This is a genomic window from Streptomyces chiangmaiensis (assembly GCF_036281785.1).
Taxonomy (GTDB): Bacteria; Actinomycetota; Actinomycetes; order Streptomycetales; family Streptomycetaceae; genus Streptomyces; species Streptomyces chiangmaiensis.
The window spans coordinates 1-13,119 of record NZ_JAYWVC010000098.1; the positions used below are offsets into that span (position 1 = coordinate 1).

Annotated in this window: 11 protein-coding genes; 7 read left to right on the forward strand and 4 right to left on the reverse strand. The window is 68.8% G+C overall.

Going from position 1 to position 13,119, the window contains the following annotated elements; genetic code table 11:
* Positions 1 to 215 precede the first annotated feature (215 nt).
* On the forward strand, positions 216 to 2,459 hold the full coding sequence (locus VXC91_RS24980) for an RICIN domain-containing protein (protein WP_408057464.1): 2,244 nt from the start codon (positions 216 to 218) through the stop codon (positions 2,457 to 2,459).
* Between the two features lie 109 nt (positions 2,460 to 2,568).
* Here the strand turns inward: VXC91_RS24980 and VXC91_RS24985 are convergent, their stop codons facing one another.
* Together VXC91_RS24985 and VXC91_RS24990 are read right to left on the reverse strand one after the other, a co-directional pair.
* On the reverse strand, positions 2,569 to 2,916 hold the full coding sequence (locus VXC91_RS24985; protein WP_329509574.1) for an integrase core domain-containing protein: 348 nt from the start codon (positions 2,914 to 2,916) through the stop codon (positions 2,569 to 2,571).
* Between the two features lie 12 nt (positions 2,917 to 2,928).
* Positions 2,929 to 3,915 carry an ArsR/SmtB family transcription factor gene (locus VXC91_RS24990; protein ID WP_329509575.1) on the reverse strand — a complete coding sequence of 329 codons (987 nt, stop codon included), beginning with the start codon at positions 3,913 to 3,915 and terminating at the stop codon, positions 2,929 to 2,931.
* Positions 3,916 to 4,116: 201 nt separating this feature from the next.
* On the opposite strand from VXC91_RS24990, the gene VXC91_RS24995 reads away from it, so the two are divergent.
* Positions 4,117 to 5,508, forward strand: a complete 1,392-nt coding sequence (locus VXC91_RS24995) for an alpha/beta fold hydrolase (RefSeq protein ID WP_329509576.1) — start codon at positions 4,117 to 4,119, stop codon at positions 5,506 to 5,508.
* A gap of 259 nt (positions 5,509 to 5,767) precedes the next feature.
* On the opposite strand, the gene VXC91_RS25000 is transcribed toward VXC91_RS24995, so the two are convergent.
* Complete coding sequence (locus VXC91_RS25000) at positions 5,768 to 6,628, reverse strand: sugar phosphate isomerase/epimerase family protein (RefSeq protein ID WP_329509577.1); 861 nt, start codon at positions 6,626 to 6,628, stop codon at positions 5,768 to 5,770.
* Between the two features lie 90 nt (positions 6,629 to 6,718).
* Positions 6,719 to 7,759, reverse strand: coding sequence for a LacI family DNA-binding transcriptional regulator (locus tag VXC91_RS25005; protein ID WP_329509578.1), 1,041 nt, complete (start codon positions 7,757 to 7,759; stop codon positions 6,719 to 6,721).
* 204 nt (positions 7,760 to 7,963) lie between these two features.
* Here VXC91_RS25005 and VXC91_RS25010 point away from each other — a divergent pair, with 204 nt between their 5' ends.
* From VXC91_RS25010 to VXC91_RS25030, 5 genes are read left to right on the forward strand one after another with little or no spacing between them, the layout of a single operon-like run.
* Complete coding sequence (locus tag VXC91_RS25010) at positions 7,964 to 9,307, forward strand: ABC transporter substrate-binding protein (RefSeq protein ID WP_329509579.1); 1,344 nt, start codon at positions 7,964 to 7,966, stop codon at positions 9,305 to 9,307.
* A gap of 1 nt (position 9,308) precedes the next feature.
* Positions 9,309 to 10,280, forward strand: coding sequence for a carbohydrate ABC transporter permease (locus VXC91_RS25015; protein WP_329509580.1), 972 nt, complete (start codon positions 9,309 to 9,311; stop codon positions 10,278 to 10,280).
* Positions 10,277 to 11,146, forward strand: coding sequence for a carbohydrate ABC transporter permease (locus VXC91_RS25020; RefSeq protein ID WP_329509581.1), 870 nt, complete (start codon positions 10,277 to 10,279; stop codon positions 11,144 to 11,146). Before VXC91_RS25015 ends, VXC91_RS25020 begins: the two co-directional genes overlap by 4 nt.
* A 25-nt stretch (positions 11,147 to 11,171) precedes the next feature.
* The gene (locus tag VXC91_RS25025; RefSeq protein ID WP_329509582.1) at positions 11,172 to 11,999 is read left to right on the forward strand and encodes a sugar phosphate isomerase/epimerase family protein; all 828 of its coding nucleotides are present in this window, start codon (positions 11,172 to 11,174) and stop codon (positions 11,997 to 11,999) included.
* Between the two features lie 26 nt (positions 12,000 to 12,025).
* Positions 12,026 to 13,111 carry a Gfo/Idh/MocA family protein gene (locus VXC91_RS25030; RefSeq protein WP_329509583.1) on the forward strand — a complete coding sequence of 362 codons (1,086 nt, stop codon included), beginning with the start codon at positions 12,026 to 12,028 and terminating at the stop codon, positions 13,109 to 13,111.
* Positions 13,112 to 13,119 lie beyond the last annotated feature (8 nt).

Sequence of the window (13,119 nt, forward strand, 5' to 3'; positions counted from 1 at the left end):
GGAGCAGTCGCGCGAGCATATGCACCCAGGGTGCTTTACCGGCCGACGGAGCATCGTCCCTGGTCGGATCCGGTGCAGCCATTCTGAAGCGGTGCGGGTCGTTGTTTGCGCGGAACATAGTTCACGACTTTTCTTTCACCGTATATTGACGGCTCGTCGGGTGGCGCCTAACGTCCGATCAACATCTCGCCCACCAGGCGAACTAGGAGACACGCGTGACAAACGCTCTCGCTGTGCTCACCCGAGCCCACCGTCACTGCAGACGCACAACCGCCCTCACGACCGCGCTCCTGCTGCCGGCCGCCGCCGGCATCGCGCTGGTCTCGGCCCCGAGTGCCGGCGCCGCGACCATCCCTACCGCCCCCACCACCGTCGTGAACGCGAACAGCGGCAAGTGCGTTGACGCGCGTGCCGCGGCCACCGGTAACGGCACCGCTGTGCAGCAGTACACCTGCAACGGCACCGGCGCCCAGTCCTGGCAGTTCACCGCGACCGACAGTGGCTACTACCGGATCGGCGTGGCCTCCGCGCCGAACCAGGTCTGGGACGAGACCGATGTCTCCACCGCCGACGGCGCGCTGACCCAGCTGTGGCTCTACGGCGGCGGCGCCAACCAGCAGTGGATGCCGGTCGCCGAGGCTGCCGGGACGTACCACTTCGTCAACCGCAACAGCGGCAAGTGCCTCGATGTGCCGTCGGCGTCCACCGCCGACAGCGTCCAACTGCAGCAGTACACCTGCAACGGCACCGGCGCCCAGTCCTTCACGATCTCAGGCGGCATCACCCCGCCGTCCAACACCCCGGACTTCGGCCCCAACGTCACGGTGTTCGATCCGTCGATGCCGATGTCCACCATCCAGTCGGAGATCAACTCGGTCTACAGCACCCAGCGGACCAACGAGTTCGGCACCCAGCGCAACGCCCTGCTGTTCACCCCCGGCACGTACAACGTCGACATCCCCGTCGGCTATTACACCCAGGTCTCCGGGCTGGGCCTGTCACCGACCCAGGTGTCGATCACCGGCGGCGGCGTGCACGTCGAGGGCCATCTCACGGACGGCAACGCCACCCAGAACTTCTGGCGCGATGTCGAGAACATGTCGGTGAGTCCCAGCTCGGGCAGCACCATGTGGGCCGTCTCGCAGGCTGACCCGTTCCGGCGCATGGACGTACACGGCAGCATGAAGCTGTGGGACGACACGCACGGCACCACCACCAACTGGTCCAGCGGTGGCTACATCGGCAACTCCCGGATATCCGGCCAGATCAACTCCGGGACCCAGCAGCAGTTCCTCACCCGGAACACCGCCATGAACGGCGGCTGGACCGGGCACAACTGGAACATGGTCTTCGTCGGCGACACCGGCGCCCCGGCCACCAGCTTCCCGAATCCGCAGTACACCACCATCGCCCAGAGCCCGGTGATGCGCGAGAAGCCGTTCATCTACGTCGACGGCTCAGGCAACTGGCAGGTGTTCGTCCCGTCGGTGCGCACCAATGTGCAGGGCCCGGACTGGATCAACGGCACAGCTCCGGGCACCTCGCTGCCGATCAGCCAGTTCTACATCGTCAAGCCCGGTGACACCGCGACGACGATCAACAACGCGCTCGCCGCGGGGCAGAACCTGATCGTCACCCCGGGCGTTTACCACTTGTCCGCCCCGCTGAACATCACCCGCCCCGACACGGTGGTCCTCGGACTGGGCCTGGCCACCCTCGTGCCGGACAACGGCGTCACCGCGATCACCACCGCCGACGTCGACGGCATCGACATCGCCGGGCTGCTGATCAGCGCGAACACCACCAACTCCAACACCCTCATGCAGGTCGGCCCGGCCGGCTCGACCGCCGGTCACACCGCCGATCCGATCGTGCTCCACGACGTGTTCTTCCGCATCGGCGGCGACATCGCCGGCAAGGCCACCCAGACACTGGTGATCAACAGCAACGACGTCATCGGCGACGACCTGTGGCTGTGGCGGGCGGACCACACCAACGGCGTCGGCTGGACGACCAACCCGGCCGTCAACGGGCTGATCGTCAACGGCAACAACGTCACCATGTACGGCCTGGCGGTCGAGCACTACCAGAAGTACCAGACCACCTGGAAGGGCAACGGCGGCCGCACGTACTTCTACCAGAGCGAGACCCCCTACGACGTGCCCGACCAGTCCAGCTGGACGACCAGCGGAGGCGACCTCGGCTACGCCTCGTACAAGGTGGCCAACTCGGTCGCCTCCCACGAGGCATGGGGCGTGGGTGTCTACGCCTATCTCCGCGACAACCCCTCCGTGGTACTTGGCCATGCCATCGAGGTTCCCACCACGTCCACGGTGAAGTTCCACAGCATGGTCACCACGGTCCTGGGCGGCGCCGGCACCATCAACCACATCATCGACAACACCGGCAGCCAGGTCACCCCCAGCAACAACGTGGCCTACCTGGTCAGCTACCCATAAGTCGGGCGCAGACCTGACGGCACACGGGAAGGGCTCGGCATGGATCGAGAGGGCCCGGGCGATGAGAGCGCCCGGGCCCTGTGCGTGCCGAGAATTACGTCCGCGCTGGTCAGGAAGCGTGTTGGTGCTCATGGAGGATGCCACCGAGCCGGTCGTGTCGGCGTACGTCGAGGTGCGTGATGTGATCTGGTTCGGTGGTCGGTTCGGGCAGGGAGCGGAGTGGGGCCGTAGCGTGCAGTGATCGGCGGGTGCGGTGCTCGTTGTAGTGCCGTTCGTACTCGCGCAGCGCGTGGCGTAGGTGGTGTTCGTTCCATATCAGTGTCCGGTCGAGCAGTTCGCGGCGCAGGGTGTGCACCCACCGTTCCGTGATCGAGTTCATGCGGGGCATCCTGATGCCGGTCAGGATGGCGCGGATGCCGATGTCGGTGCACGAGGTTCGGTGAACGGGCGGCGGCACCGTGGGCCGTGTCTACCGGCTTCCCGCCAGCCGGGATCCCGCCGGAGTGCGGCGATACAGCACCGCCCGTCCGGACCGGGCGCGTGCGACGAGACCCGCCCGGTGCAGCACGCCCAGGTGGTACGACACCGTGGCGGGACTGAGGAAGTGACGTGCCGCGAGTTGCGCGGTGGAAGCCGGTCGCGCCAGCGCTGCGAGAAGCCCGGCGCGGGTGGGTCCGAGCAGCCTGGCCAGTTCGGTGGTGGACGCCGTCGGCGCGGTGGCCCTGTCGCGCACAGGATAGGCCACCATCGGCGGCCTCTGTCCGTCCCGCACCGGGTCCACGGAAACGCCCGGCCCTGCCGCCACGAGCGACGGCACCACGACCACCAGGGGCACGACCAGCTCCACCGTGAACCGGCTGTCGACGCGCAGCGTGCCGTCGGCCCACCGGATGCCGGGGTGCAGCGAGTTGAAGAGCCCGGCCGCGCCGCGCCGGGCCAGCACACCGGCGCACCGGTCGACCTCCGATTCGAGGGCGGCTTTCGCGTCCTCCCAGTGTGGGGCGAAGGCCAGGTCCCAGTAGCGCCGCAGTTCCTGCGCGGCCTGCCGGGCGACGTACCCGCCGCCTCGGGCCATCGCCCGTCGCACCTCCGGCGGCAGCTCCGACCCGGCCAGGCCGCTGCACGGGCGGCCGTCGCGCAGCGCTTCCAGTTCGCCCACGACCCGCTCGGGCGGGGTGGACCGGACCCGCTCCAGCTCCTCCTCGATGGTGGGCGAGGGCCCGGACGGGTGCGGACTGAGGAAATCCGGCACATAACCGCCGCTGTCCAGGGCCAGCTCCGACAGCAGCGGCAGGGGCGCACGACGCAGGACGCGCCGAGCGCGCCTGACCCACGGATCGGCCTCCGAGCCCGGGCACAAGCCCCAGGGCAGCAGCGTCGCCGCGACCTCGGACAACGGCGAGACCGCGAAGCGGGAGCGGGCCAGCCCGGTGGCGTCCACGGTGAGTTCGATCACGGCGCCCCCGCCTGCCTCTTGCCCTATGTCCCTTTTGTTCGATGTCCCTTCGAACCTGCTCGAATCGTGGCACGAAAGCTCGCCCAGCGGGCCTGCTCCGCGCAGTCTGGTGGCCGACGAAGACGAGGGGCGCGAAGGCGCGCCAGAACCGGGGGGATGCCGGGGATGCGGGGAACACAGAGGGGCACGAAGGTACGGGGGATGCGGAGGCCCAGAGCGCTGGCCACCGTCGCGCTGGCCGCCGGCGTGCTGATGCTGTCAGGGACATGCACGTCGACGGCGCAGGACCGGGCAGCCGCGCCGGCCGCGGGGAGCGGGGGACTCTCAGGCGTCGCGGCCTGCCCCGGCCTGGAGGGCTTCAGCTGCGGCACGCTGACGGTCCCGCTCGACCACAGCGGCGGCGTGCAGGGCCGACTGGACCTGAGGGTCGCGGCTGCGGACAACGTGAAGGCCCCGAAGGGCGTACTGCTGTTCCTCACGGGCGGTCCGGGGCAGCCGGGTGTGCCGTTCGTGGAAGGACTGAGCAAGAAGCTGACGCCCTTGCTGAAGGACTACCGCCTCGTCATGATCGACCAGCGCGGCACCGGCGCGGGCGCGCTGCAATGCCCGCAGCTGCAGAAGGAGATGGGGTCGTCCGATCTCACACCGCCCACCGCGCAGGCGGTGACGGCCTGCGCCGCGGCCGTCGGTCCCGACCGCCGCTTCTACAGCACCGGTGACACGGTCGCCGACCTGGAGCTGCTGCGGCGGGCGCTGGGCGTGCGGAAGATGACACTCGACGGTGTCTCGTACGGCACGTACACCGCCGAACGGTACGCCCTGGCGTACCCGCAACACGTGGGGCGGATGGTACTGGACTCGGTGGTGCCGCAGACCGGCTACGACCCGATGGACCGCGCCGCCATGCGAGCGGCGCCGCGCGTGCTGACGACGGCATGCGAGGCGATCGGCTGCCGTACGGACCCGGCGGCGGACCTGGCCAAGGTGGTGGACACGTACGACAACGGCGCCGACGTCCTGGACGCGCTGACCACCTGGGAGTTCGTGGATCCGAACTACGCGGCGATGATCGACGCCCTGCACCAGGCAGCGGGCGGCGACCCCACAGCGCTGCGGGGCCTGATCGCGGGTGTACGGCAGGGAAGCGCGGCGACCGCGGAGGAGCTGAGCCAGGGGCTGCACGCCTCGACCCTGTGCCTGGACGGGCGCTATCCGTGGGGCAGGGCGGACACACCGGTGGCGGGACGCCAGGAGGCGCTGGAGAAAGCGGCCGCGGACCTTACCCCGGCCGACTACGGCCCCTTCGACGCGGCCACGGCGACGGGCCTCGGCTCGATGCTCAGCTGTCTGCACTGGCCGCGCACGCCGGTGCCGCCGCTGCCGCCGGAGCACCGCCGGCTTCCGGGAGTACCGGTACTGCTGCTCGGCGGGGACCGGGACCTCTCGACGCCGCTGGAATGGCTGTACGACCAGAAGAAGCTGACGCCGCGAGCTCGGGTCGTGGTGGTGCCGGGTGCCGCACACTCGGTGCAGAGCAGGGCGGCGAGCGACAAGGGCCGTCAGGCGGTGTTCGACTTCCTCTTGACGCGCTGACCACGGGGGCTCACCGTGCGATCCCGTGGGCGGGAGCCCGAGCAGCGACCCGGACGCGGTCCTGGGAGACACACATCACCGGGCCAGTGACACAGATCCGGGACGGACAACGACGAGGCCCCCACCGGGGAACCGGGTGGGGGCCTCATCTGCCTTGCTGGGAGGCTGCGGAGGACACGAGATTCGGACGTTGAGGATTGCCTGCCCTCAGCACACTTTCTGTGTCGTCGGGGCCGGCCTCACGCGATTCAGGTCCGCGCTAGAAGAGATCCTCGAAGCCCAGCCGCACGAGGTTCTCGTAGGAGGTCGTGAGCGCCTCGAAGACCGTGCTCCCGTAGAGTTCGTCCTGCTCGACGAGCAGGTAGCGGGCGCCGATTTCGAGCGCAGTGGGGACGATGGCGCCGAAGTCCAGGTTGCCCTCACCGACTTCGGCGAACTGCACGAGGTCCTTGAACGCCGCGGAGAACGTGGCGGAGTCGCCGGACTCGTACGCGTCGATCGCCGCCGTGGGCAGGGCGCGGATCCGGTAGTCCTTGAGGTGCACCATTGCCGTGCGGTCGGCGTACTTCTGCAGCGTCCGTACAGGGTCGAGCCCGCCGCGCTGGACCCAGTGAACGTCGATCTCCAGCCCCACGGCCGGTGCCTCGTCCGCCAGGACGTCCAGCACATAGCGGCCACCCTGCTTCGCGAAGTCCACGTGGTGGTTGTGGTAGTAGAGCGATATGCCCTGCTCGCCGAGAGCGAGCGCGGCCTCATTGACCCGCTTCGCGTAGTCGACGACGCGCTGCTCCGAGCGAAGTTCGCCCATCGGAAGCATGCCGATGCGCAGCATGGTGGTGCCCAGTCGTCGGCAGTCTGCCACCGCGCGCTCCAAGTCGGAGGCGAGCGGGTACGGTGTGGCGCCGGGCGAGCCGTCCAACTGGGCCGAGAGCGCGGCGTATTCGATGCCGAGTTCGCGGCCGGCGCGTTCCAGTTCGGCGAGGTTGGCCTCGTCCATGGGGATCTGCGAGATCTCGACCGCCCGGTAGCCGATCTCCCTGACCCTGCGCAGGGTTTCGAACGGTCCGAGCTCCTGGAAGCTGTGCTTGAGCATCATCGCTTGCACGCCGATAACGGCCACGTTGGCTCCTCGCCCTCGGGGTCCCGGTGTCAGCCCACGGTAGGGAGTTGGGAGGCCGTCTGGCAATCGGTTGCCACCGCTTGCCATCGGTCAGGTCGGTGCCGGGCCGGAGGAGGCACGGATGCGCAGATGGGGCATGAGGACGATCTGCCGGGGGCCGGGGGCACGGGTGTCGAGGAGACCGAGCAGCAGGCTCACGGCCGCATGCCCCGCGTCCTGGGTCGGTGCGGCCAGCGTGGTCAGCGGCGGGGAGCAGAAGTCGGCGCCGAAGATGTCGTCGTAGCCGACGACGCTGATGTCCCGGGGGACGGCGAGGCCGCGTTCGGCGAGACGGCGCAGTACGCCGATGGCGAGCAGGTCGTTGAAGGCCACGATCGCGGTGGCCTGCTGGCCGATGGCGGCGTCGGCCGCCGCTGCGCCGCCGGCCACCGACGGCGGGTACGGGCCGAGTCGGGTGGGGGAGACGGAGAGTCGGCGGGCCGTCTCCTCCAGTGCGCGCCAGCGGTGGGCGGCCATCCATGAGCTGCGTGGCCCGGCGAGGTAGGTGATGGAGCGGTGCCCGAGGGAGGCGAGGTGCTCGACGATCTGCCGGGTGCCGTCCTCGTTGTCGACGACGACGCCGGGCACGCCCTCGACCTCCCGATTGACCAGCGTGAAGTGGTGGCCGGCCGAGATCTCGCGAATCTGGGCGTCCGGCAGTCGCGAGGAGGCGAGCAGGAAGCCGTCCACGGCGGCGCCGAGCCGCTTCACGTGCTGGGCCTCGAGGTCCGGTGACTCCTCGAAGTTGGCCAGGACCAGCGTGAATCCCGCCGCCGAGGCCTGGCGTTCGGCTCCCCGGATCAGGCCGAAGAAGGACGGGTTGGTGATGTCGGGCACCAGCAGCGCCAGCGTGCCGGTTCCACGTGAGCTCGCCGACCGTGACGCGGTGTTGGGGCGGTAGCCGAGTCGGTCGGCGGCCGCGAGCACATGTTCGCGGGTTCGTTCGTTGACCCGCTGCGGATTGGTGAAGGTTCGCGAAACGGTCGAGGCGGCGACGCCCGCCGCCTGGGCCACGTCCTGGACGGTGACGGACCGGGCCGGTCCGTGGTGCGGCAGTGCCGGGGCCTGGGGCGTCTCCGGGCCGAGTCCCATGATGGACCTCCTGAGCGGTTGGTTGTTTCTACTCCGTCGCGGCAACTTTTGGCAATGTTGCCGCACTGTTTCCATCAGGGGCCCGTGCTGTGCCTAGATGGTCGCCGAGCGGGTCGACCCCGCGATCAACTGACGGATTTTCGGCTACTTCCCCTGCTTGCGCGCGGGGCCGTTCGAAGAGTCGGGCTGTGGAAAGAGGCAGGCATGAACCAGCGAAGAGTAGCTCTCACCACCGTATGCGCGGCCCTGCTGCTGGCCGGCGGGCTGACCGCCTGCTCAAGCAGCGGCGCCGACGGGGGTGGCAAGGAACTGCATGTGCTGGTGGGTGCCGATCCCGCGCACGCCGACGCGGTGCGCGCCTGGCAGGCCCAGATCAAGAAGGATTTCAAGGCCAAGACCGGCGCGGACGTCGTCTTCGACTCCTACGCCTCGGCCGGTGAGGAGCAGACGAAGATCCAGACCTCGATCGTCAGCGGCACCGGGCCGGACGTCTACCAGCTGGGGACCACCTTCACCCCGGTCGCGTACGCCACCGGCGGGTTCCGGGTGCTGAGCGACGCGGACTGGAAGCGGATCGGCGGCCGGGACAAGTTCCTGCCGGCCACGCTGGGCATGTCCGGCCCGGACGCCCAGCACGATATCGCCGTGCCGTTCGCGGCGCGGCCCTATGGCATGGTCTACAACACCGAGATGTTCAAGGCCGCAGGGATCGCGCAGCCGCCCACCACCTGGGACGAGTTCGTCGCCGACGCGATCAAGCTCACCAAACCGTCGACCGGGGTGTACGGGACGGCGGTGGACTACGCGGACCCGTTCAGCTCGTGGAAGTACATCTGGACCTTCGCCCTGCAGTCGGGTGGCCGGCTGATCACTGACGACCTCAAGCAGGCGCAGCTGAACAGCCCCCAGGTCAACGACGCGATAGGCCAGTACTTCGCACTCTCCACCAAGCACCACGCGGTCGACCCGGCCGCGGCCGGCTGGAAGAGCGCGCAGGCGGCCGCCGCGTTCGCAAACGGCAAGGCAGCCATGCTCCCGATGGTCGCGCCGACGGTGATTCCCACGCTGGACAATTCGCCGGTCAAGGGCAAGTACAAGTTCGTGTCGATGCCGCTGGTGCCGTTCGGTGCAACCGCCCGGCCCGAGAACGGCCTTGCCGCGGGATCGATCGTCTCCGGCGACAGCCTGGCCATCGCCAAGTACTCGACCCACGCCGACCTGGCGCTGGATTACATCGCTCTGGTCACCAGCCCGGACGAGCAGAAGGCCTACTACAAGGGCTTCGGCGGCCTTCCTCCGGTCACGGCGGCGGAGGACCAGCTGGCGTCGACGGATCCGCGGATCGCCGGCTTCGTTGCCGCTGAGAAGGCCTCGCTGCCGACTCCTTTCACCGGCGCCTGGGCGGACGTGCAGCTCGGCCTGACCAATGCGATCACCCAGACGCTGCCCTCGCTCGCCAGCGGCAAGTACGACTCGTCTGCCGTCAGCCAGCTGCTGGCGAAGGCCAACCAGACCGCGCAGGCCTCCCTCGACCGGCAGAAGCACTGAGATGGGTAAGACGACCGCGGTCGCAACGACGCGCCCGCAGCCGCCGGAGTCGGCCCCCCGGATCCCCGGGGCGGCCGCCCGCCCCCCGCGCCGGGAACGTCGCCCGCTCTGGCTGATGCTCCCCGCTGGGTCGCTGCTCGTCCTGGTCATCCTGGTGCCGTTCATGCTGGCGCTCTGGATGAGCTTCTTGGAACTCGACCAGTACACGCTGCGCCAGTGGATCCAGGCGCCACTGGTCGGGCTGGCCAACTATGCCGAGGCGCTGAATACTTCGGGGCTGCTCCACTCGATCTGGGCGAGCACCGCGTTCTCCGTCCTCACTACGCTGATCGCCGCGCCGCTGGGCATCCTGGCCGCGCTCACCGTCAACGGCCGTTTCCGGGGCCGGGGAGCGGTGCGCTCGATCTACCTGGTGCCGTACGTGCTCCCGTCGTTCGTCACCGGCACGCTGTGGCGGATCGTCCTTCAGCCCGCCGGTGCCGTCAACCACCTGCTCGGCGACCTCGGTCTCGGGGGCGACAAGCAGTGGCTGATCGGCGGCCAGAGCTTCTGGACCCTGGTGGGCGTGGACGTCTGGGCCTCCTGGGCGTTCATCTACCTGATGGCGCTGTCGGGCCTGCAGACCATTTCACGTGAGCTGTACGAGGCGGCCGCACTCGACGGAACCGGCTGGTGGCAGCGGATCCGGTACGTCGTACTCCCACAGATCAAGGGGCCGTTGAGCCTCGGCCTGCTGCTGGCGACGCTGCACCACTTCAACAACTTCACCCTGCCGTTCGTGCTGTTCGGCATGCCCGCCCCGGACGCGGTGAACCTGCTTCCGATGAACATCTACCAGACCTCGTTCCAGTCCTTCCGATTCGGGCTGGGCGCGGCGATGTCGGTGGTCACTCTGATCATCATGACCATCCCGGCGGTCGCTTATCTGCGCAGCTCCCGCCTGGACGCCAGTCCGCAGGAGGTGGAGGCATGACCTGGAAGCCCCGCGACCCTCAGGAGGTTCTGCCGCCGCGCCTGCGGGGGGTGGCGATCACCCTGATCAGCGCTTTCGCTTTGCTGCCGGTGCTGTTCATGGTGTTGATGTCGCTGACCCCGGACAATGAGGTGGCCGCCGGCACGCTCTGGCCGAGCCGCTTCGCCTTCTCCAACTACGCCAACATGTGGCACACCGTGTCGCTCGGTCCCGGGCTGGGCAACAGCCTGATCGCCGCGGTGACGGCCGCGGTGATCGCGACCGCGCTCGCGGTCGGCGCGGCGTACTGTCTGACCCGGTTCACCTTCCCCGGACGGCGCATCTTCCTGACCAGCCTGGTGATGGTGCAGTCGCTGCCCGGCACGCTGCTGATCCTCCCGCTGTTCATGGTGTTCTCGTCGATCGGCAGCTACCTTGGCTTGACCGTGGTCGGGACCCGGGGCGGACTGATCATCACCTATCTGACCTTCGCCCTGCCGCTGGCCACCTGGGTGATGGTGACCTATCTGCGCAAGATCCCCGAGTCGCTGGAGGAGGCCGGTCTGGTCGACGGACTGACCCGCTTCGGCACGCTCTGGCGGATCACCGTCCCGCTGTCCTGGCCGGGCATGACCGTGGCGCTGGTCTTCTCATTCCTGCTCGGCTGGAACGACGTGCTGTTCGCCAGCATCCTCACCCAGCCGGGCACCCGTACCGTCGGCGTCCAGCTGCAGATCCTTGGACTGGCCGCAGAGGGCGGCGCCATCCCGCTGTACGGCCAACTGCTCGGCGCCTCCGTGGTCTCCGCCGTCCCGGTCGTCCTTCTCTACCTCTTCTTCCAGCGCTACCTAGTCGGAGGTCTCACCTCCGGCGGCGTCAAGGGCTGATCCAACCTTCATGAGGAGTTCTGCAATGTGGACCCTGTCCGGCTTCGCTGACGAGATCTCACCCGACCTGGACGAGCAGTGCAGCGTCCTGCACAAGCTCGGCATCCGCTTCGTCGAGTTCCGCAGCGCCTGGGACACCAACGTTCTTGACCTCTCCGACGAGCAACTCGCCCAGGTGCGAGACACCTTGGGCCGCGAGAACCTGAAGCTCTCGTCGGTCGGCTCGCCGATCGGCAAGATCGGTATCGCCGACGACTTCGAGGAGCACCTGCGCCGCTTCGACCGTGCGCTGCACGTGGCCTCGTACCTGGAGGCGCCGTACATCCGACTGTTCTCCTTCTTCCTGCCCGAGGGCGACGACGCCGCGGTACACAGGGACGAAGTGCTGCGCCGTATGCGGGCGTTGGCCGACCGCGCGCAGGGCCATGACGTGGTGCTGCTGCACGAGAACGAGAAGCACATCTACGGCGACACCCCGGAGCGCTGCCTGGACATCATCGAGTCCGTCGGCAGCGAGCAACTCAAAATCGCCTGGGACTCCGCCAACTTCGTCCAGTGCGGAGTACGCCCGTTCACGGATGGTTACGCGATGCTCCGGCCGCACCTGGAGTACATGCAGATCAAGGACGCGCTGGACTCCACGCGCACTCCCGTGCCGGCCGGCGAGGGGGACGGCGAGATGGTGGAGACGCTGCGCGCGCTGCGTGAGGACGGCTTCGACGGCTTCTTCTCGCTGGAGCCGCACCTCCAGCACGCAGGCGCCGCAGGCGGATTCAGCGGTGCCGAGATGTTCGCCAAGGCCCACCAGGCGTTCACCGGGCTGCTGGCAGCCGAAGGCATCGAGTACCACTGAACGGATCGGGAAGGACTTTCACCATCATGCGCATCGCCGTCATCGGCTGCGGAGTCATCGGACGCACCCACGCCGCCTCGATCGCCTCGCTCTCACCCGACGCCGAGTTCGTCCTCGCTGTCGACGACATCCCGGACCGGGCAAAGGAACTGGCAGACCGCTACGGTGTCGAGTGGACCGGCTCGGTCGCCGAGGCGCTCGCCCGGGACGACATCGACGCGGTCGCCATCTGCACCCCCAGCGGCAAGCACGCCGAACTCACGATCGCCGCGCTGGACGCCGGAAAGCACGTCGTCGTGGAGAAGCCGCTCGATGTGAGCGTCAAGGCCTCGCTTCGCGTGGCCGAGGCCGAGCGCAGCTCCGGACGCACCGTGACCGTGATCAGCCAGCACCGCTACGACCCCTCAAGTCAGGTGGTGCACAAGGCAGTCACCGAGGGACAGTTCGGCCGGGTCACCTCCGGTGTCGCCAGCATCGCCTGGTGGCGCAGCCAGAGCTACTACGACTCCGGTGACTGGCGCGGCACCTGGGAACTCGACGGGGGCGGTGCGCTGATGAACCAGGGCATCCACACCATCGACCTGCTGGTCTGGATGCTCGGCGAGCCGGTCGAGGTCTTCGCTTACGCCGACCTGCTCGCGCACCAGAACATCGAGGTCGAGGACACCGCCGTGGCGACCATCCGCTTCGCCAACGGCGCCCTGGGCATCGTCCACGGCACCACCGCCGCCTACCCCGGGCTGACCGCGCGGCTGCAGATCCACGGCGACCGTGGCTCCGCGGTCATCGACAGCGATCGGCTGGCGTACTTCCACGCGGCCGGCGAGGACGAAGGCGGCGGCGCGGCCTATGGCGCGCGCGCTGACGCGAACCAGGCCGAGCGGGTGCTGCCGGCGGAGTCCGAGCCCGCCGCCACGGCCGGAGCGGACCCCTCGGCGCTCTCCAACGCCCACGTCCACCAGTACCGCGACTTCGTCGCGGCGGTCGCCGAGAACCGGGCGCCGCTGGTCACGGTCGCCGAGGCGACCCGCAGCCTGGCGGTAGTCTGTGCGATCTACGAGTCCGCCCGTACCGGTCAGCCCGTCCCCGTCCGGATCGAATCCGCAGAGTGAGGAGTTGA